The following is a 21,986-nucleotide window of genomic DNA, read 5'->3' as shown; positions in this document are numbered from 1 at the left end:
GCGCTCCAACGCAGAGTCGCGGAGGGTTCTCATGGTGCAGGCGTACATCTTGATCCAGACCGAGGTCGGCAGGGCGGCCCATGTGGCGAGCGAGATCTCCGGGATCGAGGGCGTGACCCAGGCCGACGACGTCACGGGGCCCTACGATGTGGTCGTGCGGGCGCAGGCCGACGACGTGGACGCCCTGGGGCGCCTGGTGGTCGCGCGGATCCAGCGGCTGGACGGCATCGCGCGCACCCTCACGTGCCCGATCGTGAACATCTGAACCGGACTGGAGCCAGGACCTGATGCGACGCGCACTCCGTGCGGCGGCCGGACCGGCCGGCCGTGCCGCGGCGGCGCTGGCCGCGGGGCTGCTCCTGCTGAGCGGCTGCGGCGCGGTGCGGATGCAGCCGCCCGAGCCCGACGAGCGGACCGCCGGGTTGTGCCGCGCGCTGGTGGACCGGCTTCCCGAAACGCTGTACGAGCAGGACCGGGTCGCCGTCCAACCGGACTCCGACCTGGTCGCCGCGTGGGGCTCGCCCACCATCGCGCTTCGCTGCGGTGTCGAGCGGCCCGAGGGGCTGCTTCCCGACTCGCAGCTGACCGTGGTCGGCGAGGTCGCGTGGCTGGGCGAGCCCGCGGACTCGCCCAGCCTGTACACGGCGGTAGGGCGCGAGGCCTACGTGGAGCTGACGCTGCCCGCCACCTACACTCCTCCGGCCCTCGCCCTGGCGACGATCAGCGGCCTGGTCGAGGAGGAGGTCCCCGCCCTTCCCGCCGGTGAGCTCTGAGGCGGTGCGCCGGCGGCCGGCCGACCGCCGGCGGACCGCGCGGTCACTCCTGGGCGGGGACCTCCTCGTCCTGGGCGGGGGCCTCCCCGTCCTCGGTGGGGGCCTCCTCGCCGCCGCCCTCCGCCTGGTCCGCGATCATCTGGTCGATCTCGGCGGCGGTGAAGTCGATCGCGCCCGAGCAGGCCGCGCCCGGCTCCAGGGTCTGCTCACCCTGCTCGTACAACTGGACGAAGGCGTCCAGGCGGCTGTCGTCGGGGCTCTCCAGCGGCAGCTGGTGCCCCCAGGCGGAGAGCACGATGGGCGCTTCCATCTCGCCCTCGTACGGACTGACCAGCACGTAGCTGCCCGGCGTGTACAGCGCCTCGAGCCGTTCGACCTGGTCCGCGGGCAGGTCCGGGGAGTAGTTCACCCAGACCGCGCCGTGCTCCAGCGAGTGGACCGCGTGGATGTGCTTGACCGGGGCGGTGTAGACGCCGCAGTTCTGCCAGTAGGAGCTGTGGTCGCCGCCCACCGGCGGGCTCTGCTCGTACTTCACCTCTTCGGTGACGTGGTCGTTGGTCAGGCCGTCGAACTCCTGGACCCCGTCGATGTTGCGGCGCTGGTACTCCATGTACCCCGCGAAGCCGACCCCGCCGATGACGACGACGGCCGCCGCGGTGATCCCGACGGTCGTGAGGGCTTTGCGCCTACGGGCTTCGCGCTCTCGTTGGGCACGCATCTCCGCGGCCCTCTGGCGCCGCCGCTCCGCCGAGCTCTTGCTCACCCGTGTCTCCTAGTGACCGACGTCCGAGTCATGTACCGAAAGGTGCTGAACTTGATTGCCTATGATCCAACTAGGGATCATATGCACCGACAAACGTGTTACCTACCAGGATGGTTCCATTGGGCAACGAAGGCGACGACAGGGACGTGACGGCCGCGCCGCCACGGACGCCCAGAGGCGTTCCGCTGCCGATCGCGGCGTTCCTCGTCATACTCGCCCTGGTCGGGGGCTTCCTCGCGAACCGTCCCGGCCATCCCCTGGACTCCTCCGCGGACGCGGGGTTCCTGCGCGACATGAGCGCGCACCACGCGCAGGCCGTGGACATGGCGATGATCGCCTACGACGGGAGCGACGAGTCGGTGCTCAAGACCGTCTCCTACGACATCGCCCGCACGCAGCAGGCGCAGATCGGGCGCATGCAGGGCTGGCTCGTGCTGTGGGGGCTGGGCGCCCGCGGCACGCAGCCGCCGATGGCCTGGATGGCCGGGCACGGCCACGGCGGCGGGGGCGAGGTGCCGGACCGGATGCCGGGGCTGGCCACCGACGAGCAGATGGACGCGCTCGAGGCGGCCTCGGGGGTCGAGGCGGAGATCCTGTTCCTGGAGCTGATGATCGAGCACCACAAGGGCGGCATCGAAATGGCCCGGGCGGCGGTCGACACCGCGTCCGAGGACGTCGTGGTGGACTTCGCGCGCGGCATGGTCACCGCCCAGCAGAGCGAGATCGACCTGATGAACGACATGCTCGTCGAGCGCGGCGCCGAGCCGGTCGACGACTGAGCGGAGGCCGGCCGCCCCGCCCCGAACCCCTTTCCCACGGCCTCCGAGTGATCTACTACGCATCGTAGAACTACAATTTGTAGTAGTACACTTCGTAGTAGAAGCGGCCGCGCGGTCGTTGTCGGGGTGCTCTCGGAGAGGCGCATGGAAGCACTAGATCTCGCACGGTGGCAGTTCGGCGTCACCACCGTCTACCACTACCTGTTCGTCCCACTGACGATCGGACTGTCGGTCATCGTCGCGAGCCTGCAGACCGCCTGGTACCGCACCGGCAGGCACGAGTACCTGCAGGCGACCAAGTTCTTCGGCAAGCTCTTCCTGATCAACTTCGCGATGGGCGTGGTCACCGGCATCGTCCAGGAGTTCCAGTTCGGCATGAACTGGAGCGAGTACTCGCGCTTCGTCGGCGACGTCTTCGGGGCGCCCCTGGCGATGGAGGCGCTGCTCGCCTTCTTCCTCGAGTCCACCTTCATCGGGCTGTGGATCTTCGGCTGGGACAAGCTCCCCCGCGGGGTCCACCTGGCCTGCATCTGGGCGGCGGCCATCGGCACCAACCTCTCCGCCTACTTCATCCTCGCCGCGAACGCCTGGATGCGGCACCCCGTGGGCTTCGAGATCAACGAGGAGACCGGCCGCGCCCAGCTCAACGACATCTGGGCGGTGCTCTCCAACGACCAGGCCTGGTCCACCTACCTGCACGTGGTGGCGGGCGCCTTCATCGCGGCGGGGCTGTTCGTGGTCGCGGTCAGCGCCTTCAAGCTGATGCGCTCGCGGTTCCACGGCGACGGCGGCACCCCCGGCGACGTCCCGCACCCCGGCGAGTCCGAGCTCTTCCGCAAGACGCTGCGCACGGGCATGGTCGTCACCCTCCTGGCCGGACTGCTCGTCTCCGTCTCCGGCCACCACCAGGCCCAGCTGATGGCCGACTACGAGCCGATGAAACTGGCCGGCGCCGAGGCGCTGTGGGAGGACGAGGACGGCGCGGGCTTCTCGCTCTTCGCGGTCGGCGACATCGTCGACGGGCGCAACCACGTCAACGTGCAGATCCCCTACCTGCTGAGCTTCCTGGCCACCGACACCCTCGACGGCAACGTCCAGGGCATCAACGACGTGCAGGAGCGCTACGAGACCGAGTTCGGCCCCGGCGACTACCAGCCCAACATCCCGGTCCTGTACTGGTCGTTCCGGCTGATGATAGGGCTGGGCATGACAGGAGTGGCGCTGGCCGCCGCCGGGCTCTGGCTGACCCGCGGAGGCCGCCTGCCGAACCGGCGCTGGATGTACCGGGCCGCGATCCTGGCCCTGCCCGCCGCCCTGTCCGCCAACCTCTTCGGCTGGGTCCTCACCGAGATGGGCCGCCAGCCCTGGACGGTCGTGGGCGAACTCCTCACCGCCGTCAGCGTCTCCCCGGGAGTCACCCTGGGCGAGGTCGCCTTCTCCCTGTCGGTGTTCACCCTGGTCTACGGGGTGCTCGCGGTCGTGGAGGCCGGACTGCTGTGGCGCTACGTCAAGGCCGGCCCCTCGCACGTCGTCCCCCACCTGGACGACGACGCCGACGACGAGGACCGCGACGCCCCCGTCCCCGCCTTCGTCTACTAGGAGCCCGGCATGGATCTCCCCGTCATCTGGTTCGCCGCCATCGCCGTCCTGTGGATCGGCTACTTCGTCCTGGAGGGCTTCGACTTCGGGGTGGGCGTCCTGCTGCCCCTCCTCGGCCGGAACAACACCGACCGCCGGGTCATGATCAACTCGATCGGCCCGGTCTGGGACGGCAACGAGGTGTGGGTGATCACCGCGGGCGGCGCCATGTTCGCGGCCTTCCCCGCCTGGTACGCCTCCCTGTTCAGCGGCTTCTACCTGCCGCTGCTCCTGATCCTGGTCGCGCTGATCGCGCGCGGGGTCGCCTTCGAGTACCGCGGCAAGGTCGACGACGACCGCTGGCGGGCCCGCTGGGACAAGGCGATCTTCTGGGGCAGCGCGGCGCCCGCGCTGCTGTGGGGGGTGGCCTTCGCCAACATCGTGCGCGGGGTGGCCATGGACGAGGCCAACATCGTCACGGCGGGCCTTCTCGACCTGCTCAACCCGTACGCGCTGCTCGGCGGGGTGACGACGCTGTCGCTGTTCACCCTGCACGGCGCGATGTTCCTGAGCCTCAAGACCGACGGCGAGGTCCGGACGCTGGCCCGCCGCGCGGTGCCCGCGATCGCGCTGGTGGCGGTGCCCGCCGCCGCGGGGTTCCTGATCTGGACCCAGACCGCCTACGGCAAGCCGTGGACGCTGCCCCTGGCCGGGATCGCGGCCGTCGCCCTGATCGCCGCGGTCCTGCTGTCGCTCAGGGGCCGGGAGGGCTGGTCGTTCGTCGCGACCGCGGTGACCATCGCCACCGCCACCGTGGTGCTGTTCGGCTCGCTGTTCCCGAACGTGCTGCCGTCCACCACGGACCCCGCCTTCAGCCTGACCGTCGAGAACGCGTCCTCGTCCGACTACACGCTGACCGTGATGACGTGGGTGGCGGTGGTCGCCCTGCCCATAGTGCTGGCCTACCAGAGTTGGAGCTACTGGGTGTTCCGCAAGCGCGTCACACGGGAACACATCGAACCGACGCCCGCCTACGGGGGCGCCGTCCCGCCGCACGGCTCCTGATCCGGAGGTAGACCGCGTATGAGACCCCTCGACCCGAGGCTGGTGCGCGCCGCCCGCGCGGTGCGCACGCACCTGGCCGTGACGGTGGCCTGCGGAGTGGCCGTGACCGGTCTGGTGCTGGCCCAGGCGTGGCTGCTGGCGCGCGTCATCGCCGGGACCCACGCGGGCGAGGGGCTCACCGAGCTGTCGGGCGCGATCACCGCCGTCGCGGTGGTCGCCCTGGTCCGGGCGGCGCTGGCCTACGGCGCGGAGGCCGCCGCCCTGCACTCGGCGGCGCGCGCCAAGTCCCAACTGCGCCGCCGCCTGATCGCCCACGTGACGGGCGTACGAGTGACCGGCTCCCCGGAATCCGCCCCGGGGGAACGCGGTCCGGGACCGGTCTGGCTGTCAGGGCGGACCGATCCCGACGACGAGGGGGCGGGTACTCCCCGCGCCGGCGAACTGGCCACGCTCGCCACTCGCGGCCTGGACGCGCTGGATGACTACTTCGCCCGGTATCTCCCGCAACTGGTGCTGGCGGTACTCGTCCCCCTCGCCGTTCTGTTCGTGGTGGCGCGGGCCGACTGGATATCGGCCCTCGTCATCGCGCTGACGGTCCCCCTCATCCCGGTCTTCATGGCGCTGGTCGGCTGGCACACCCAGGCCCGCACCCGGCGCCAGTGGCGGCTGCTGAACCGGCTCGGCGGGCACTTCCTGGACGTGGTGGAGGGGCTGCCCACGCTCGCGGTCTTCCGCCGCGCCAAGGCCCAGGCCGCCATCATCCGGCGGATCACCGACGAGCACCGGCACGCCACCATGGGCACGCTGCGGGTGGCCTTCCTGTCCGCGTTCGTGCTGGAGCTGCTCTCCACGCTCGCGGTGGCGCTGGTCGCCGTCGAGATCGGGCTCCGGCTGATGTACGGGATGCTCGACTACGAGACCGCGCTGCTGGTGCTGGTCCTGGCCCCCGAGGCGTACCTGCCGCTGCGGGAGGTCGGCGCGCGCTTCCACGCCAGCATGGAGGGGGTCGCGGCGGCCGAGCAGGTCTTCGCCGTCCTGGACGAGAAGCCCCCCGGGCGCGCCGGACCGCTCTCCGAGGCCGCCCTGCGGACCGGGGCACGCGCGCTCGTGCGGCCCTGCCGCGACGGCTGCGCGGCGCCCCGGATCCGGTTCGACGCGGTGTCCCTGACCTATCCGGGGCGCACCGCCCTGGCCCTGTCGGAGGTGTCCCTGGTGATCCGCCCCGGACGCGGCCTGCTGCTGACCGGGCCGAGCGGGTCGGGCAAGAGCTCCCTGCTGGCGCTGCTGCTGCGGTTCGCCGAGCCGACCGGCGGGACGATCCTGGTGGAGCGGCCCAGCGGGGAGGGCGGCGCACCTCTGGAGCACGTCCCGGTCGAGCGGTGGCGCGAGCTGATCGCCTGGGTCCCCCAGCACCCCTACCTCTTCGACGACACCGTCCTGGACAACATCCGGCTCGGCAGGCCCGACGCGAGCGTGTCCGAGGTGCGGCGCGCCGCCGAGCTCGCCGAGGCGCACGACTTCGTCTCCGCCCTCCCCCAGGGGTACGGAACCCGCCTCGGCGAGCGCGGCGCGCGACTGTCCGCCGGGCAGCGCCAGCGCGTCGCGCTGGCGCGCGCCTTCCTGCGGGACTCCCCGATCGTGCTGCTGGACGAGCCCACCGCGCACCTGGACCCCGACAACGCGGCGGCGGTGCGCACCGCCGTCGCCCGGCTGCTCGAAGGCCGGACCGGCGTCGTCGTCGCGCACGACACGGGATGGTCGGACCTGGTCGACGAGACCGTCCGCATCGAGTCCGGCCGGATCGGAGCCATGACATGAGCGACCCGCACCCCGTGGTCCACCCGAACCGGGGGCTGCGCCGGATGATCGCGCTGGCCCGCCCGCGCGGGGCCCGCTTCGCCCTCGGCGTGCTGCTGGGGGCGCTGGCCACCGGTTCGGGCGTGGCACTGCTGAGCGTGGCCGCCTGGCTGCTGGCCACCGCCGCCACGCATCCGCCGATCACCGCGCTGAGCGTGGCGGTGGTCGCGACCAGGGCGCTGGGCGTGTCCCGGGGCGTCACCCGCTACCTGGAGCGCCTGGTCACCCACGACGCGGCGTTCCGCACCCTCGCGGACGTGCGGGTGCGGGTGTACGAGCGGCTCGCCCACTCGGAGCCGGTCCGCCGGTTCCGCTCCGGCGACCTGGTGTCCCGGCTGGTCAACGACACCGACGCCACCCAGGACCTGCTGGTGCGCGGGCTCACCCCGCCGCTGGTCTCGGTCGTCACCGGCGGCGCGGTGGTGGCGCTGGGCACGGCGCTGCTGGTGCCCGGCGGCCTGTTGCTCGCCGCCGGACTGCTGCTGGCCGGGCTCGCCGTCCCGCTGTTCGCGGCGGCGCTGGGCCGGGCACCGGGCAGGCGCCAGGCGGCGGCGCGCGGTGAGCTGTCCACCACCCTGGTGGACACCCTGTACGGCGCGCCCGACCTCGTCGCCTACGGCGCGATGGAGCGGGCCGTGCAGCGGGTGGAGCGGGCGGACGCGGAACTGACCCGGGTCGCCGAACGGGACGCCGTGCTGCTGGGCTTCGGCGCGGGCGCGAGCGCGCTGGTCGCCGGGGGGACCGTGTGGGGGACGCTGCTGCTGGGCGTGGCCGCCGTGGAGGGCGGCACTCTGGGCGCGATCCCCATGGCGGTGCTGGTGCTGACCGCGCTCGCGGCGTTCGAGATCGTGGCCCCGCTGCCCGCGGTGGCGGCGCGGCTGGGGGCGGTGCGCGCGGCCGGGACGCGGCTGTTCGACGTCCTGGACACCGAGCCCGTGGTCCGCGGGGGCGGTTCCGAGCGGACGGTCCCCGAGGGCGACCTCCCGCTGCGGGTCCGCGGCCTGAGGGTCCGTTACGGCCCGGACGAGCCGTGGGCGCTGGACGGGGTGGACCTGGACCTCGGACCGGGGCGGCGGATCGCGGTGCTCGGGCCCAGCGGGTCGGGCAAGAGCACGCTGGCGGCGGTGCTGTTCCGCTTCCGCGACCCCGACGCCGGGACGGTCGAACTGGGCGGCGTCGACATCACCGCGTACCCGGTCGACGAGGTGCGCGGAGCCGTCAGCGGGGTCCCCCAGGACCCGCACATCTTCGCCAGCACCCTCCGGGAGAACCTGCGGCTGGCCCGGCCCGGCGCGGACGACGCCGAACTGTGGGCGGCCCTGGAGCGGGCGCGCCTGGCGGAGGACGTGCGGGAGACGATGCCCGAAGGACTGGACACCGAGGTCGGCGCGCACGGCGCCCGCCTCAGCGGGGGCATGCGCCGCCGCCTGGCCCTGGCCCGGGCGCTGCTGGCGGCGCCCCGCATCCTGGTCCTGGACGAGCCGACCACGCACCTGGACCCCGACGCGCGCGACGCCGTGCTCGCCGACCTGCTGGCGGCCTCCGAGGGCTGTGCCACCCTGCTGATCACACACGACCTGGCCGGTCTGGAGCGGATGGACGAGATCTACGTGATCGTCGACGGCCGCGTCCTCCAGCACGGCCCCCACACGGACCTGCTGTCCCGCGACGGCTGGTACCGCCGCGCCCACGGCCTCCCCGACCTCCCGGGGCAGGGGCTCCGAGCGGTGCGCTAGGAGATCTTCGGCGCGGGGGTGGTTCGCGTGCCGGTGCTTCGGGTGGGTCGTTCGGCCTCACGCCACGCGGATCGCGAGGTCACGCCGCGCCCATGATGTCCGTCGCGTGAGGGGTCCGTTGACGGTCGTGGGCCTTCTTCCCTTCCCGGCCCCGAAACGGGCAGAAAGCCCACGACCGTCAACAAAACCACCGGTGCCCGAATCCACCCCCGCGCCGGAGACCCCATGGTGCCCGTGGTGCCTCCCCGCCGGCCTTGGCCTTTCCGGGGTCCCGACCACCTCCGAGACCCCGCAAAGGCCACGATCGGCGAGGGAACAGACACCGCCCCCGGTCCCGGCACGGCGCCCGCAACGCTATTGTCACCCCCGTGACCACTCCCCTACGCGAAATCCTCACTGGTATCGGAACGCTGTTCCGGGGGTTCGGCCTGATCCTGCGCCGGCCCAGACTGTTCCTGCTGGGGGCGATCCCGCCCCTCATCACATCGGTCCTGTTCCTGGCCGCGCTCATCGCGCTCATCGCCCGGATCGACGAGCTCGTCGTGTGGATGACGCCGTTCACCGCCACCTGGAACGAGACCTGGGCGGGCGTGCTCCAGGCGGCGATCGGCGTCGCGGTCGTCGGCTCGACCGTCCTGGTCATGGTGATCGGCTTCACCACGATCACGCTCGCGCTGGGCTTCCCGCTCTACGACAAGATCGCCGAGGACGTCGAGGACGAGCTGGGCGGCGCGCCCCCGCCCCTGGACGAGCCGCTCGCCGCGTCCGTCGTGCGGGCCCTGCGCCAGTCCGTGGCGCTGATCCTGATCTCGGTCGCGGTGGCGATCCCGCTGTTCCTGGCGGGTTTCATCCCGTTCGTCGGCCAGACGGTCGTTCCGGTGGCCTCGGCCCTGTTCGGCGGCTGGATGCTGTGCGCCGAACTGGTCGGCACCGCCTTCGACCGGCGCGGCCTGCGGCGGCTGCGGGACCGCTTCGCCGGGATGCGGACGCGACGGCTGCGGGTCCTGGGGTTCGCGGTCCCCGCGTTCCTGCTGCTCTCGATCCCGTTCGTGGCGGTCGTGGTGTTCCCCGCCGCGACGGCGGGCGGCACCATCCTGGCCCGCTCGCTCACCCCGCGGACCCCGCCCGCGCCCGAAGGCCCCGCGCACCCGTCGCTGCCCGGCGGCCAGGTCTGAATCCTCCGTCTCCCCGGCCCCGCCGCGCCGGAAGCGCGCGGAAGGGGCCGGGTGCGGCGGGACCGCTCAGCGCAGCCCGGTGCGGCGGCGCAGCGCCGTCTGGATCAGCCGGTCCACCAGGGCCCCGTAGTCCGTCCCACTGGCCTCCCACATCTTCGGGAAGGCCGAGGACGGGGTGAACCCCGGCATGGTGTTGATCTCGTTGACGTAGACCTCGCCGTCGTCGCCGTAGAAGAAGTCCACCCTGGCCAGGCCCTCGCAGCCCATCGCCTCGAAGGCGTCGGCGGCCAGGCGGCGCACCCGCTCGGCCACGTCGGCGGGCAGGTCCGCCGGGATGCTGAGGGTGCTGCTGTCGGACAGGTACTTGGCCTCGAAGTCGTAGAAGTCGAAGCCCTCGGCGACGTGGATCTCGGCCGGGACCGACACGTCGGGGGCGGCGCCGTCGACGCCCTCCAGCACTCCGCACTCGATCTCGCGGCCGCTGATCCCCGCCTCGACGATGACCTTGGGGTCGTGCTCGCGCGCCGCCTCGATCGCCGCGGCCACCGCCTCGGCGTCGGCGGCGTCGGGGACCCTGCTGATACCGATGCTGGAACCGGCGCGCGCGGGCTTGACGAAGACGACCCCCGCGAGCGCGGCGACGTCGTCGAGGACGCGCTTGCGCTCCCCGCGCCAGGCGCGGTCGGTCACCGCCACGTACCGGCCGGTCCTGATCCCCTGGCCGGTCAGCAGCGCCTTCATGAACACCTTGTCCATGGAGGCGGAGCTGGAGAAGACCCCCGCGCCCACGTAGCGCGCGCCGATCATCTCGAACAGGCCCTGGATGGTGCCGTCCTCGCCGAAGGGGCCGTGCAGCAGCGGCAGGACGACGTCCACCTGGTCCAGGGCGCGCGGCGCGGACCCCGGGGCGACCTCCAGGAAGGCGGCCCCGGTGTCGAAGGGCAGCGCCAGCGCGGTGCCGCCCTTCACGCTGGGCAGCGTGCCGTCGGTGATCGCCAGACCGCGCGGGTCGGCCGCGCTCAGCACCCAGTTGCCCTCCCGGGTGATCCCGATGGGCACGACCTCATAGCGGTCGGTGTCGATGGCGGACATCACGCTGCCCGCCGTCACGCAGGAGATCTCGTGTTCGGAGCTGCGTCCGCCGAAGACGACGGCGACCCGAATCTTTCGCTGCTCGGCCATGGTGCCCGACCTTATCTCGCTCATCCCCGCAACCGGAAACAACCACGGCCGTCCGAAACGGGGTGTTTGTCATACCCGGTGGGAAAGCTCGTCCAGAGCGCGCAGCGCGTCGGCGATCAGGTCCGCCGGGTCCTCCAGACCGATGGAGAAGCGCACCGCGCCCGGTTCGATCCCGGCGGCGCTCAGGGCGTCGTCGGACATCTGGCGGTGCGACGTGGAGCCCACGTGCCCGACGAGGGTGTGCGCTCCGCCCAGTGAGGCGGCGATGGTCGCGAGCCGCAGGCCGTCGGCGAAGGCCGTCCCGGCCTCGCGGCCGCCGTGCGGGGTGACCGTGACGACCGCGCCGTACCGGGTGCCCGCCTCGCCCTCGTCGAACAGCGTCCGCGCCAGCCGGTGTCCCCGGTGCCCGGGCAGGCCCGGGTAGTCCACCCGGGCCACGGCGGGGTGGCCCAGCACCGCGGCGGCGAACTCGGCGGCCGAGTCGCACTGGCGGGCCACCCGGAGCGGCAGCGTCTCCAGGCCCCGGTGCAGCATGAACGCCTCGTCGGGGGACAGGCACGGGCCGAGGTCGACGCGGGCGGACCGGATCCGGGCCGAGAGCTCGGGCCTGGCCACGGTCACGCCCCCGGTGGCGTCGGAGTGCCCGCCCAGGTACTTGGTCGCCGAGTGCAGCACCACGTCGGCGCCGTGCTCCAGCGGGCGGCACACCGCGGGCGAGGCGAAGGTGGAGTCCACCACGAGCAGTGTCCCCGCGTCGTGCGCGACGGCCGCGAGGGAGGGCAGGTCCGAGACGACCATGGCCGGGTTGGACAGGGTCTCGGTGAAGACGAGCGCGGTCTCGGGGCGCACCGCGGCGCGCACGGCGTCCAGGTCGGTGACGTCCACGAAGTCGGTGCGCACGCCGAACCGGCGCAGCAGGCCGTCCAGCAACGTGTAGGTGTTGCCGTAGATCGACTCCGACGCCACCACGTGCGACCCGGTCCCGGTCAGGGCGAGCAGCACCGTGCTGATGGCGGCCATCCCCGAGGCGAACGCCTGGCCGCGCACCTCGTGGTCCAGCCCCGCGCCCTCCAGCGCCGCCACCGCGTGCGCGAACGCCTCGCTGTTGGGGTTGTCGATGCGCGCGTACGAGTAGCCGTCGCCGCTGTCCAGCGTGTCCGCGTACTCCTTGGACGTCCCGAAGGCGTACGTGGTGCTGCGGTACACCGGGATGCGCACCGGGTCGCCGACAGGGGTCCCCGGCCCCGGAAGGCGCACCGCGCGCGTGTGCTCACCATGGTTTTCTGACATTCTCGTCCTCCTCCGCCATCGTAGGGAGTCCCCCCGCCCGCGCGGCACGGAGCGGGGGGACGCGGCCCGCGGCCGCCCCGTCCCGCGGGGCGGCCGGGCGTCCGGCGGAGCGTGAAGGCCCCGGTCCGGCAGGTCCGGCCATCAGGGCCGGGGGGCCGACACCCCGTAGCGCTCGGGTTTGGCGCTGCGGGACATGAACGCCAGCAGCGCCTCCGCGGGCGGCAGCCCCTTGTGCATCATCGCCACGACGGCCTCGGTGATGGGCATGTCCACGTCGTTGGCGCGGGCCAGCGCCAGGACCGACTCGGACGACTTGACCCCTTCGGCGGTCTGCCTGGTCTCGGCGACGACCTGCTCCACGGTCATCCCGCCGCCCAGCTTCTCCCCGAAGGTGCGGTTGCGCGAGAGCGGGGAGCCGCACGTGGCCACGAGGTCGCCGAGCCCGGCGAGCCCGGCGAGGGTGTGCTCGTCGGCGCCCAGCGTGACCGCCAGCCGCACGGTCTCGGCCAGACCCCGGGTGATCAGGGACGCCTTGGCGTTGTCGCCGAACCCCATCCCCACGGCCACGCCCACGGCCAGGGCGATGACGTTCTTGACCGCCCCGCCCAGCTCCGCGCCGATGACGTCGGTGTTGGTGTAAGGGCGGAAGTACGCCGACTTGCAGATGTGCTGGAGGCGGGTGGCCGTCCCCTCGTCCACGCAGGCGACCACGGCCGTGGCGGGCTGGCGCTCGGCGATCTCACGCGCCAGGTTCGGCCCGGTGACCACCGCGACCTGGCTCTGCGGCAGCTCCAGGACCTCGGCGACGACCTCACTCATCCGACACGACGTACCGACCTCGATGCCCTTCATCAGGCTGACGACGACGGCGTCGCGGGGTACCAGGGGCGCCCACCGGGCCAGGTTGGCGCGCAGCGTCTGCGCGGGGATCGCGATGACCACGAACCCGGCGCCGTCGAGCGCCTCGGCGACGTCGGTGGTGGCCCTGAGGTCGGGGTTGAGGGTGATCCCGGGGAAGTAGTCGGGGTTCTCGTGCCGGGTGTCGACCGCCTCGACCACGGAGGCGCGCCTGCCCCACAGCACCACCTCGGCGACGCCCGCGTCGGCCACCACGTTGGCGAAGGCGGTGCCCCACGAACCGCTGCCGAGGACCGCCACCTTCGTCATTTCGCGTCCTTACCGGCGTCGCCCTGCTCCAGCGCCTCCTGGCGGGCCTTCTTGGGGTCGTACGGTTCGAGCGGCGGCTCCTCGCCGCGGATCCGCGCCTGCAGGGCGGTGATGTCCGCCATGATGTCGGCGGTCGCCGCGCGCAGCGTGGTCGCGGTCAGCGGCTTGTCCCGGTACTTGGACAGGTCCACCGCGGGTCCGGCCGCCAGCTGGACGGTCTTGCGCGGGACGAGGCTGATCCGCTTGCTGCCGTAGGGCAGCACGTGCTGCTCGCCCCAGTGGGCCAGCGGGATGACCGGCACCCCCGTCTCCAGGGCGAGGCGGGCCACGCCCGTCTTGGCGACCATCGGCCACAGCCCGGGGTCCCGGGTGCAGGTGCCCTCGGGGTAGAAGATCACCGACGAGCCGTGCTCGCCGAGCGCCCGACGGGCCTCGTGCAGGGCCTTGACCGCGTCGCTGCTGCCCCGGTGGACGGGGATCTGCCCGGTGGCGCGCGCCACCGCGCCCACGACGGGGATCCGGAAGACGCCCTCCTTGGCGGTGAACGTCGGCCAGCGGCGCCCCGCCACGTACAGGTAGTGCGCGATCGTCAGCGGGTCCGCCATCGACAGGTGGTTGGCCGCGATGATCACGCCGCCCTCGCGCGGGATGTTCTCCTGCCCGCTCCAGACGGGCTTGGTGAAGGCACTCATGATCGGACGCACGATGGTGGCGACGACCGCCTTCACCCACGGTGATTCGCGGCGTTTCATGGTGGACTCCTTAATCGGTTCGGCGCGCCTGCGGTCGTGCCGTCGCGGGATTCCCCGGCCGCGCAACCGCTCCAGTCTAGGGCGTGTTTCCCGAATGCTCTCGGGTCGGCCCGCGTCCGTCCAGGACGGGTCCCGCAGGACGGTTCGCGGTGTTCGTCCCGGTCCGCCGCCCGGGTGCCGCCGGTGCGGCGGGCGCCGTCCCGGACGGGGCCGCCCTCGACCGCCTTCGGACGGCTGGGACATACTCTTTACTACCGGCTGGCGTCGAGGCGAGAGGGAGCCGAGGAAACCGGTGGACTCCGAACGCGCGCGGCAGCGCTGGTCGCTGGTGGTACCGGTCAAACGGCTCACCGCCGCCAAGTCACGGCTCGCCGCGTTCGCCGGGCCGCTCCGGCGGGACCTCGCGCTGGCGGTAGCCGCCGACACCGTGCGGGCCGCCGTGGCCGTTCCCCAGGTGGGCGCGGTCTTCGCGGTCACCGACGACGGGGCCGCGGCCCCGGTGCTGCTCGGGCTCGGCGCGCGCGTGGTGGGCGGGGAGCCCGGCACGGGGCTCAACACCGCGCTCGCGCACGGGGCGGCGCACGCCCGCGCGCTGCGCCCCGGCGCCGGGGTGTGCGCGCTCTCGGCGGACCTCCCCGCGCTGCGCGCGGACGAACTCGCCCGGGTACTGGACGCCGCCGCGGCGCACCCGAACGCCTTCCTCGCCGACACGCCCGGTGTGGGCACCACCGTGTACAGCGCGATGCCGGGCGCGGCCTTCGCCCCCGCCTTCGAGGGGGCCTCCCGACTGCGGCACCGGGCCCGCGGGGCGGCGGAGATCGGCCTGGACGACGTCCCCACGGCGCGCCGGGACGTGGACACCCCCGACGACCTGCGCGCGGCCGCGGAGCTCGGAGTGGGGCCGGCCACCGCCAGGGTTCTGGCCGAACTGGGCCTGGCCCGGACCTGAGCGGCCCCGGACACACGGCTGCCCGGGACCCATCCATTCCGGGCCCCGGGCAGTGCGTGCTGTCGGTTGCTACTTGTCGCCGTTCACCAGGGCCTTGAAGTCGGCGCCCGGACGGAACTTCGGGACGAAGCTCGCGGGAACGTCGATGGCGGCCCCGGTGGCGGGGTTGCGTGCGGTGCGGGCCGCGCGTTCGGACTTCTCAAAGACCCCGAACCCGGTGATGGCCACCTTGTCGCCCTTGGCGACGGTCTGCTGGATCGCGTCCAGCACCGCGTTGACGGCTTCGGTGGCGGTCTTCTTGTCCCCCAGCCGATCCGAGATCGCGTCGATCAGGTCACGCTTGTTCATGGTTCCTCCGGTTCCCCCTTGCTCGCTCGAAATTAGGGGACACCAGGGGGCTTACACAAATACAAACGCCTGGAAAATCAGCGTGTCGAGGGGTCTTCCGCCTGTTCTGGGAGCTCCGCGAGCATGCGGTCCAGCCGTCCCGACGCCCGGACCGGATCCCTTTTGACCCCTTCTGTGACCGTCAAAAGCCTACGAATCGCCGGAATGCGGACAGGATCAGGAAGCGCGTTGGCCCGGCGGTGGGCGTCCCGGAGACGCCGTGCCAAGTCCAGGTAAAATTCCTGATCGCGGCCGGATTCCGGCTCCTCGTCGGGGTTCCCGGCCTCTACTGGGTGACCGGCAGCCACGGCTTGCGGTGCTTCTCGAACTCGGTGATGGCGTCGGTGTGCCGCAGTGTCAGGCCGATGTCGTCGAGGCCCTCCATGAGCCGCCAACGGGTGTAGTCGTCCAGCTCGAACGGCTCCGTGATCCCCCCGGCCCGCACCTCGCGCGCCTCCAGGTCGACCGTGACCTCGGTGGCGGGGTCGGCCTCCACCATCTCCCACAGCCGCTCGATGACCTGCTGGGGCAGCACGACGGTCAGCAGGCCGCCCTTGAGCGAGTTGCCCCGGAAGATGTCGGCGAAGCGGGGGGCCAGGACCGCCTTGAACCCGTAGTTCTGCAGGGCCCACACCGCGTGCTCGCGGGAGGAGCCGGTGCCGAAGTCGGGCCCGGCGATCAGGACGGTGCCCTCCTTGTACTCGGGCCTGTTCAGCACGAACCCGGGGTCGTTGGCGCGCCAGGCGGCGAACAGGCCGTCCTCGAAGCCGTCGCGGCTGACCCGCTTGAGGTAGACGGCGGGGATGATCTGGTCGGTGTCCACGTTGCTGTAGCGCAGCGGCACGGCGCGGCCGGTGTGGACGGTGAACTTCTCCATGTCGGCGTTCCTAACTGACTACAGGTCGGCGGGCGAGGACAGCGTGCCGCGCACCGCGGTGGCCGCGGCGACCAGCGGCGAGACCAGGTGCGTGCGGCCGCCCTTGCCCTGCCTGCCCTCGAAGTTGCGGTTGGAGGTGGAGGCGCTGCGCTCGCCGGGCTTGAGGGTGTCGGGGTTCATGCCCAGGCACATCGAGCAGCCCGCCTCGCGCCACTCGGCCCCGGCCTCACGGAAGACCTGGTCCAGGCCCTCCGCGGCGGCCTGCTCCTTGACCCGCATGGAGCCAGGCACGATCATCATGCGCACGCCCTCGGCGACCCTGCGGCCCCTGATGACCTCGGCGGCGGCGCGCAGGTCCTCGATCCGGCCGTTGGTGCAGGAACCGACGAAGACGGTGTCCACCCTGACCTCGCGCAGCGGAGTGCCGGGGGCCAGGTCCATGTAGGCCAGCGCCTTCTCGGCGGCGGCGCGGTCGGTGTCGTCCTCGAAGGAGGCCGGGTCCGGGACCGCGGAGTCCAGCGGGGCGCCCTGGCCGGGGTTGGTCCCCCAGGTCACGAACGGGCTCAGCTCGTCGGCGTCCAGGAACACCTCGTGGTCGAACTCGGCTCCCTCGTCGGTGGCCAGGCTCTTCCAGTGCTCGACGGCCCGGTCCCACAGCTCGCCCTTCGGAGCGTGCGGACGGCCCTCGAGGTAGTCGAAGGTGGTCTGGTCGGGCGCGATCATCCCGGCGCGGGCGCCCGCCTCGATCGACATGTTGCACACGGTCATGCGGGCTTCCATCGACAGCGACCGGATGGCCTCGCCCCGGTACTCGATGACGTAGCCCTGGCCGCCGCCGGTGCCGATCTTGGCGATCACCGCCAGGATGATGTCCTTGGAGGTCACCCCCGGCCTGAGCGTGCCGGTGACGTTGACCGCCATCGTCTTGAAGGGCGCCATGGGCAGCGTCTGGGTGGCCATGACGTGCTCGACCTGGCTGGTGCCGATACCGAAGGCCAGTGCTCCGAACGCGCCGTGCGTGCTGGTGTGGCTGTCGCCGCAGACGACGGTCATGCCCGGCTGGGTCAGCCCCAGCTGCGGGCCGATGACGTGGACGACGCCCTGGTCGATGTCGCCCATCGGGTGCAGGCGCACGCCGAAGTCGGAGGCGTTCTTGCGCAGGGTCTCGATCTGGGTGCGCGACACCGGGTCGGCGATCGGCAGGAGGATGTTCTCGGTCGGGACGTTGTGGTCCTCGGTGGCGATGGTGAGGTCCGGGCGGCGCAGCGTCCGACCGGCCAGGCGCAGCCCTTCGAACGCCTGGGGGCTGGTCACCTCGTGCACCAGGTGCAGGTCGATGTAGAGCAGGTCCGGTTCGCCTTCGGCACGCCGGACGACGTGCTCCTCCCAGACCTTTTCGGCCATCGTGCGGGCCATGTGCGACGCCTCCTCGCGTCTCGACGGTGTTGTCGCCAAGCTTCTCGCCATCGCGCGCCGCCCGTTCCGGGGCCGGCGCGGAGAGGTCCCGCGCGCCACCCGCCCGTGCGGGCGGATTTGCATTCCAAATAGCGAGACGGCAATATCAAGCCATGGACAACTCTAGCCCATCCAGTGGCGTAGGTGTGCTGGACAAGACAATGACGGTGCTCGACGCACTGGAGTCGGGGCCCGCCTCGCTGGCCCAGCTGGTGCAGATCACCGGCCTGGCCCGTCCCACCGCGCACCGGCTCGCCGTCGCGCTGGAACGGCACCGCATGGTCTCCCGGGACAGCCAGGGGCGCTTCGTGCTCGGTCCCCGGCTCGGCGAGTTGTCCATCGCCACCGGCGAGGACCGGCTGCTGGCCATCGCCAACCCGGTCCTCACGCAGCTGCGGGACCTCACCGGCGAGAGCGCCCAGCTCTACCGCCGCCAGGGCGACGTGCGGGTCTGCGTGGCCGCCGCCGAGCGCACCAGCGGCCTGCGCGACACCGTCCCGGTCGGCAGCGAGCTTCCGATGAACGCGGGCTCGGCCGCCCAGGTCCTCGTGGCCTGGGAGGACTCCGAGCGCGTCCGCCGCGCGCTGCGCGGCGCGCACTTCACCGCCGCGACCCTGTCCCAGGTGCGCCGCCGCAGGTGGGCCCAGAGCGTCGGTGAGCGCGAACAGGGCGTGGCCTCGGTCTCGGCCCCCATCGCGGGCGCGGGCGGCCGCGTCATCGCCGCGGTCTCGGTCTCCGGTCCCCTCGAACGCCTCACCCGCTCCCCTGGCCGCCTGCACGCCCCCGCGGTGATGGCCGCCGCCGACAAGATCAGCGAGGCCCTGCGCAACCACGAGGCGCAGTCCTCGGTGGTCTCCCGCTGATCGTGACCTTTCCGGGGTCCCAACCGCCCCCGGGACCCCGGAAAGGTCACGATCAGCGGGGGTCGAGGGGGACGCGCAGCAGGCGGTCGTCGTCACCGGCGGGGGCGCCGCGGCCGTCGTGGTTGCTGGTGCCGACCCACACGGCGTCGCCGCCCGGCTCGGCCGCGACGGCGCGCAGGCGGCCGTACTCTCCGACGAAGAGGGCCTCGGGCTCGTAGACCGGGCCGTCGTCCGCGCCGGTCAGGGGGATCCGCCACAGGCGCTCACCGCGCAGCGCGGCCACCCACAGGGAGCCGCCCGCGACGGCCGCACCGCTGGGGGAGGCCTCGTCGGTGGTCCAGGTGACCACCGGGTCGACGTACTCGTCCGACCCGCCGACCCCCTCGACCTCCGGCCAGCCGTAGTTGCCGCCCGGCTCGATCACGTTGACCTCGTCGAAGGCGTCCTGGCCGAACTCCACACCGAACATCCGGCCGTCCTCGTCCCAGGCCAGCCCCTGCACGTTGCGGTGCCCGTAGCTGTAGACCAGGTTGCCGAACGGGTTCCCCTCGGCGGGTTCGCCGTCGGGGGTCATCCGCAGGATCTTGCCCGCCGGGGAGCCGGTGTCCTGGGCGAGCTCCTCCCGCCCCGCGTCACCGGTCCCCGCGTACAGCATCCCGTCGGGGCCGAACGCGATCCGCCCGCCGTTGTGGTTGCCCGCCTTGGGCAGTCCGTCCACGATCACCTCCGCCCCGCTGAGGCCGTCCGCGGGGTCGTAGGCCATTCGGACGATCCGGTTGTCCTCGGCGGCGGTGAAGTAGGCGTAGACGGCCGAGTCCTCGGCGTACGACGGGGAGACCGCCAGCCCGAGCAGGCCGCCCTCCCCCTCCGCGACCACCCCGCCGACGGTCCCGGCCTCCGTGGTCGCACCGTCCGGGGCGACCCGGACGACGCGTCCGGAGTCCCGCTCGGAGACCAGCGCCGCGCCGTCGGGCAGGAAGGCGACGTCCCACGGGACGCGCAGCCCCGCCGCCACGTCGACCGGCTCCCCCGGCGGGATCAGGCGGTCCCGCTCCTCCGCGCCTCCGGTGGCCTCGGAGGTCTGCCCGGCCGGCGGGCTCGCCGGGGCGCCCGCCTGCTCCGGAACACCCGAGCAGCCCGCCGCCAGCAGCAGCGCCACGGTCGCCGCCCCCGTCCGCACACCCATGCCGCTCCCCCGCGCCTCGACGCCTCTTGTCGAGTCAACGGGTGCCCGCTCCGGGCTCCGCTCACACTCCGGCACCGGCCCCGGAAAGCAAAGAACGCCCCGCCTCTGGTGAGGCGGAGCGCTGGTGGTACCCCCGACCGGATTTGAACCGGCGTTACCGCCTTGAGAGGGCGGCGTCCTAGGCCGCTAGACGACGGGGGCCTCGGAACTGCTCAGGACTCACTCTACCGGAAGCCGGTGGACGCTCTGTCCTGCCTTCGAATCGGGATCTCATCTCCCGCTTCCCAGAAAAAAGCCTCCACCGAGGTGGAAGCGTCTTCTCCGTGAGTACCCCCGACCGGATTTGAACCGGCGTTACCGCCTTGAGAGGGCGGCGTCCTAGGCCGCTAGACGACGGGGGCCTTGGACTGCTGAAGCAGCCGGACCGGAAACCGGCCCTTGGCGAGTCCTCGAAGGACTCGATGCTGGGGTACCAGGACTCGAACCTAGACTAACTGAACCAGAATCAGTCGTGCTGCCGATTACACCATACCCCAGTGCTCATCGGGGATCGGTTCCTTGTGAGCCCCGTTCCCCTCGGCGCAGGCACAACTTTAGCGGACATCCTGAGTGCTCGCGAACGGATAGGCGCGCGAGCCGGAGGGCGGGGCGCGCGGTCCCGCCCTCCGTCCGGCTCAGGCTCCCGCGGCGGCGAGCCTGGCCAGGGCGGCGCGCAGCCGCTCCTGGACGCGCCCGCGGCCGAGCAGCTCCAGCGACTCGAACAGCGGCAGGCCCACCGTGCGGCCGGTCACCGCGACCCGGACCGGCGCCTGGGCCTTGCCCAGCTTGAGCCCCAGCCCCGCGCCGGCCTCCTCCAGCGCGGTCTTGAGCTCCGCGGCCTCCCACGCCAGGCCCTGGTCGGCGAAGCGCTCCAGAGCGGCCGTGAGCATCTCCTCGCCCACGCCCGGCTTCATGGCCTTGTTCCAGCTCTGCTCGTCCTCGACGGGCTTGTCCAGGAAGAGGAAGTCCACGTTGGGCACGATCTCGCCGAGCACCGCGATGCGGCTCTGCGCGAGTGGGGCGACCGCCTCGAAGACGGCGGCGTCGAAGTCCGCCGCGGGCCACGGAGCCTTGCCCGGGCCCAGCCATGGCGCGCAGCGCTCGACGAACTCGGATACGCCGAGCGCGCGGATGTACTCGCCGTTGAACGCGCGCAGCTTCTTCTCGTCGAAGAAGGCGCTCGCGCTGTTCACGTCCTCCAGCCTGAAGAGCGGCTCCATCTCGGCGAACGGCATGATCTCGCGGTTGTCCCCGGGCGCCCAGCCGAGCAGCATCAGGTAGTTGACCATCGCCTCGGGCAGGTAGCCCTCCTCGAGGTACATCTCCAGCGAGACCTTGTCGCGGCGCTTGGACAGCTTCTGCCGCTTCTCGTTCACGATCACCGGGAGGTGCGCCCACACCGGCGGGGTGTGCCCCAGCGCCTCCCAGATCAGCTGCTGCTTGGGGGTGTTGGACAGGTGCTCCTCGCCGCGCACCACGTGCGTGATGCCCTGGCTGATGTCGTCGGCGACGTTGGCGAGCACGAACAGCGGGGAGCCGTCGCCGCGGGCGATCACGAAGTCCTCGATCGCGGAGTTGGGGAACTCCACGTCGCCGCGGATCCTGTCGCGGACCAGCGTCACGCCCTCGTCGGGGGAGCGGAACCGCAGCGCCCGCCCCGGCGCCCACTCCAGGCCCGCGTCGCGGTGCCGCCGGTCGTAGCGCGCCCCGCTGGGGGCGTCGTCGGCTTCGACCCCGCGGGCCTCCTCGTAGTAGGCCCTGCCCTCCTTGAACAGCCGCTCGCACAGCTCCCGGTGGTTGTCGGCCATCTGGGACTGGAAGTACGGCCCCTCGAAGTGCGGGTCCTCCTCGTTGATCCCCAGCGCGGACAGGGCGCGCAGGATGCCCTCGGTCCACTCCGGCCTGTTGCGCGCGGCGTCGGTGTCCTCGATGCGCAGGACGAACGTGCCTTCGGGCTGCTGCCGGGCGAGGGCCCAGTTGAACAGCGCCGAGCGCGCGCCGCCGACGTGGAACATCCCTGTCGGCGAGGGAGCGAAGCGGGTGCGGATTGCGTTCTCAGTCACGGGCTCAGCCTATCGGGGGGTGCGCGCGCCGGGCGTTTCCCCGCGTCAGG

General features: G+C 72.4%; 21 protein-coding genes and 3 tRNA genes. 10 read left to right on the top strand and 14 right to left on the bottom strand.

The features are described from left to right. Nucleotides 1-31: 31 nt before the first annotated feature. Together EV190_RS06710 and EV190_RS06705 are read left to right on the top strand one after the other, a co-directional pair. Nucleotides 32-265: an Lrp/AsnC family transcriptional regulator gene (locus tag EV190_RS06710; RefSeq protein WP_133740585.1), complete on the top strand. Its 234-nt coding sequence runs from the start codon at nt 32-34 to the stop codon at nt 263-265. Nucleotides 266-287: 22 nt separating this feature from the next. Next, a complete protein-coding gene (locus EV190_RS06705) occupies nt 288-773 on the top strand; it encodes a DUF3515 domain-containing protein (RefSeq protein ID WP_133740584.1) in 486 nt (161 codons plus the stop codon). Between the two features lie 43 nt (nt 774-816). Here EV190_RS06705 and EV190_RS06700 read toward each other — a convergent pair whose 3' ends face one another. Beyond that, nucleotides 817-1,536: a DUF3105 domain-containing protein gene (locus tag EV190_RS06700; protein ID WP_133740583.1), complete on the bottom strand. Its 720-nt coding sequence runs from the start codon at nt 1,534-1,536 to the stop codon at nt 817-819. 119 nt (nt 1,537-1,655) lie between these two features. Here EV190_RS06700 and EV190_RS06695 point away from each other — a divergent pair, with 119 nt between their 5' ends. From EV190_RS06695 to EV190_RS06670, 6 genes are all read left to right on the top strand, one after another. Continuing rightward, nucleotides 1,656-2,315, top strand: coding sequence for a DUF305 domain-containing protein (locus EV190_RS06695; RefSeq protein WP_243742406.1), 660 nt, complete (start codon nt 1,656-1,658; stop codon nt 2,313-2,315). A gap of 144 nt (nt 2,316-2,459) precedes the next feature. Beyond that, nucleotides 2,460-3,914: a cytochrome ubiquinol oxidase subunit I gene (locus EV190_RS06690; RefSeq protein WP_133740581.1), complete on the top strand. Its 1,455-nt coding sequence runs from the start codon at nt 2,460-2,462 to the stop codon at nt 3,912-3,914. 9 nt (nt 3,915-3,923) lie between these two features. Continuing rightward, nucleotides 3,924-4,958, top strand: a complete 1,035-nt coding sequence (cydB, locus tag EV190_RS06685; protein WP_133740580.1) for a cytochrome d ubiquinol oxidase subunit II — start codon at nt 3,924-3,926, stop codon at nt 4,956-4,958. Nucleotides 4,959-4,976: 18 nt separating this feature from the next. Further along, the gene (gene cydD, locus EV190_RS06680; RefSeq protein WP_133740579.1) at nt 4,977-6,776 is read left to right on the top strand and encodes a thiol reductant ABC exporter subunit CydD; all 1,800 of its coding nucleotides are present in this window, start codon (nt 4,977-4,979) and stop codon (nt 6,774-6,776) included. Beyond that, nucleotides 6,773-8,551, top strand: a complete 1,779-nt coding sequence (gene cydC, locus EV190_RS06675; protein ID WP_133740578.1) for a thiol reductant ABC exporter subunit CydC — start codon at nt 6,773-6,775, stop codon at nt 8,549-8,551. The genes cydD and cydC overlap by 4 nt, the downstream gene beginning before the upstream one ends. A 368-nt stretch (nt 8,552-8,919) precedes the next feature. Then, complete coding sequence (locus tag EV190_RS06670) at nt 8,920-9,726, top strand: EI24 domain-containing protein (RefSeq protein ID WP_166655397.1); 807 nt, start codon at nt 8,920-8,922, stop codon at nt 9,724-9,726. A 66-nt stretch (nt 9,727-9,792) separates the two neighbouring features. On the opposite strand, the gene EV190_RS06665 is transcribed toward EV190_RS06670, so the two are convergent. From EV190_RS06665 to EV190_RS06650, 4 genes are all read right to left on the bottom strand, one after another. Continuing rightward, complete coding sequence (locus EV190_RS06665; protein WP_133740577.1) at nt 9,793-10,908, bottom strand: D-alanine--D-alanine ligase family protein; 1,116 nt, start codon at nt 10,906-10,908, stop codon at nt 9,793-9,795. Between the two features lie 69 nt (nt 10,909-10,977). After that, nucleotides 10,978-12,198 (bottom strand): trans-sulfuration enzyme family protein, encoded by a 1,221-nt coding sequence (locus EV190_RS06660; protein WP_133740576.1) that lies wholly within the window; start codon nt 12,196-12,198, stop codon nt 10,978-10,980. Between the two features lie 141 nt (nt 12,199-12,339). Further along, nucleotides 12,340-13,365, bottom strand: a complete 1,026-nt coding sequence (locus tag EV190_RS06655; protein WP_133740575.1) for an NAD(P)H-dependent glycerol-3-phosphate dehydrogenase — start codon at nt 13,363-13,365, stop codon at nt 12,340-12,342. Beyond that, complete coding sequence (locus EV190_RS06650) at nt 13,362-14,117, bottom strand: lysophospholipid acyltransferase family protein (protein WP_133740574.1); 756 nt, start codon at nt 14,115-14,117, stop codon at nt 13,362-13,364. Before EV190_RS06650 ends, EV190_RS06655 begins: the two co-directional genes overlap by 4 nt. A gap of 292 nt (nt 14,118-14,409) precedes the next feature. Between EV190_RS06650 and cofC the strand changes: the two genes are divergently transcribed. Beyond that, a complete protein-coding gene (cofC, locus tag EV190_RS06645; protein ID WP_243742405.1) occupies nt 14,410-15,066 on the top strand; it encodes a 2-phospho-L-lactate guanylyltransferase in 657 nt (218 codons plus the stop codon). A gap of 69 nt (nt 15,067-15,135) precedes the next feature. Here the strand turns inward: cofC and EV190_RS06640 are convergent, their stop codons facing one another. From EV190_RS06640 to leuC, 4 genes are all read right to left on the bottom strand, one after another. Then, nucleotides 15,136-15,414, bottom strand: a complete 279-nt coding sequence (locus EV190_RS06640; protein WP_133740572.1) for an HU family DNA-binding protein — start codon at nt 15,412-15,414, stop codon at nt 15,136-15,138. Between the two features lie 77 nt (nt 15,415-15,491). Beyond that, entirely contained in the window at nt 15,492-15,761 is a 270-nt protein-coding gene (locus tag EV190_RS24550; RefSeq protein ID WP_133740571.1) for an SCO5555 family protein, read from the bottom strand. Further along, complete coding sequence (gene leuD / locus EV190_RS06630; protein WP_133740570.1) at nt 15,740-16,330, bottom strand: 3-isopropylmalate dehydratase small subunit; 591 nt, start codon at nt 16,328-16,330, stop codon at nt 15,740-15,742. Before leuD ends, EV190_RS24550 begins: the two co-directional genes overlap by 22 nt. An 18-nt stretch (nt 16,331-16,348) precedes the next feature. Then, the gene (gene leuC, locus EV190_RS06625; RefSeq protein WP_133740569.1) at nt 16,349-17,746 is read right to left on the bottom strand and encodes a 3-isopropylmalate dehydratase large subunit; all 1,398 of its coding nucleotides are present in this window, start codon (nt 17,744-17,746) and stop codon (nt 16,349-16,351) included. 200 nt (nt 17,747-17,946) lie between these two features. Here leuC and EV190_RS06620 point away from each other — a divergent pair, with 200 nt between their 5' ends. Continuing rightward, a complete protein-coding gene (locus EV190_RS06620; RefSeq protein WP_133740743.1) occupies nt 17,947-18,648 on the top strand; it encodes an IclR family transcriptional regulator in 702 nt (233 codons plus the stop codon). A gap of 52 nt (nt 18,649-18,700) precedes the next feature. Here EV190_RS06620 and EV190_RS06615 read toward each other — a convergent pair whose 3' ends face one another. The 5 genes from EV190_RS06615 to gltX all read right to left on the bottom strand — a co-directional run bounded on the left by EV190_RS06615 (nt 18,701) and on the right by gltX (nt 21,888). Beyond that, nucleotides 18,701-19,834 (bottom strand): PQQ-dependent sugar dehydrogenase, encoded by a 1,134-nt coding sequence (locus EV190_RS06615; RefSeq protein WP_133740568.1) that lies wholly within the window; start codon nt 19,832-19,834, stop codon nt 18,701-18,703. Between the two features lie 125 nt (nt 19,835-19,959). Further along, nucleotides 19,960-20,035, bottom strand: a tRNA-Glu gene (locus tag EV190_RS06610). A 127-nt stretch (nt 20,036-20,162) separates the two neighbouring features. After that, nucleotides 20,163-20,235 (bottom strand) — tRNA-Glu (locus EV190_RS06605). A gap of 63 nt (nt 20,236-20,298) precedes the next feature. Next, nucleotides 20,299-20,370, bottom strand: a tRNA-Gln gene (locus tag EV190_RS06600). A 138-nt stretch (nt 20,371-20,508) separates the two neighbouring features. Further along, nucleotides 20,509-21,888: a glutamate--tRNA ligase gene (gene gltX / locus EV190_RS06595; protein ID WP_243742422.1), complete on the bottom strand. Its 1,380-nt coding sequence runs from the start codon at nt 21,886-21,888 to the stop codon at nt 20,509-20,511. Nucleotides 21,889-21,986 lie beyond the last annotated feature (98 nt).

This window comes from Actinorugispora endophytica (genome assembly GCF_004363075.1).
Taxonomy (GTDB): domain Bacteria; phylum Actinomycetota; class Actinomycetes; order Streptosporangiales; family Streptosporangiaceae; genus Actinorugispora; species Actinorugispora endophytica.
Note: the sequence above shows the minus strand (reverse complement) of the source record. Positions and strands in the feature narration are given on the sequence as shown.

Excerpts from the sequence above, each read along its gene's own strand:
- EV190_RS06710 (WP_133740585.1), top strand. The coding sequence starts at position 32 with ATGGTGCAGGCGTACATCTTGATCCAGACCGAGGTCGGCAGGGCGGCC.
- EV190_RS06705 (WP_133740584.1), top strand. The coding sequence starts at position 288 with ATGCGACGCGCACTCCGTGCGGCGGCCGGACCGGCCGGCCGTGCCGCG.
- EV190_RS06690 (WP_133740581.1), top strand. The coding sequence starts at position 2,460 with ATGGAAGCACTAGATCTCGCACGGTGGCAGTTCGGCGTCACCACCGTC.
- cydB (WP_133740580.1), top strand. The coding sequence starts at position 3,924 with ATGGATCTCCCCGTCATCTGGTTCGCCGCCATCGCCGTCCTGTGGATC.
- cydD (WP_133740579.1), top strand. The coding sequence starts at position 4,977 with ATGAGACCCCTCGACCCGAGGCTGGTGCGCGCCGCCCGCGCGGTGCGC.
- cydC (WP_133740578.1), top strand. The coding sequence starts at position 6,773 with ATGAGCGACCCGCACCCCGTGGTCCACCCGAACCGGGGGCTGCGCCGG.
- EV190_RS06665 (WP_133740577.1), bottom strand. The coding sequence starts at position 10,908 with ATGGCCGAGCAGCGAAAGATTCGGGTCGCCGTCGTCTTCGGCGGACGC.
- EV190_RS06660 (WP_133740576.1), bottom strand. The coding sequence starts at position 12,198 with ATGTCAGAAAACCATGGTGAGCACACGCGCGCGGTGCGCCTTCCGGGG.
- EV190_RS06655 (WP_133740575.1), bottom strand. The coding sequence starts at position 13,365 with ATGACGAAGGTGGCGGTCCTCGGCAGCGGTTCGTGGGGCACCGCCTTC.
- EV190_RS06650 (WP_133740574.1), bottom strand. The coding sequence starts at position 14,117 with ATGAAACGCCGCGAATCACCGTGGGTGAAGGCGGTCGTCGCCACCATC.
- EV190_RS06640 (WP_133740572.1), bottom strand. The coding sequence starts at position 15,414 with ATGAACAAGCGTGACCTGATCGACGCGATCTCGGATCGGCTGGGGGAC.
- leuD (WP_133740570.1), bottom strand. The coding sequence starts at position 16,330 with ATGGAGAAGTTCACCGTCCACACCGGCCGCGCCGTGCCGCTGCGCTAC.
- leuC (WP_133740569.1), bottom strand. The coding sequence starts at position 17,746 with ATGGCCCGCACGATGGCCGAAAAGGTCTGGGAGGAGCACGTCGTCCGG.
- EV190_RS06620 (WP_133740743.1), top strand. The coding sequence starts at position 17,947 with ATGACGGTGCTCGACGCACTGGAGTCGGGGCCCGCCTCGCTGGCCCAG.
- EV190_RS06615 (WP_133740568.1), bottom strand. The coding sequence starts at position 19,834 with ATGGGTGTGCGGACGGGGGCGGCGACCGTGGCGCTGCTGCTGGCGGCG.
- gltX (WP_243742422.1), bottom strand. The coding sequence starts at position 21,888 with ATGTTCCACGTCGGCGGCGCGCGCTCGGCGCTGTTCAACTGGGCCCTC.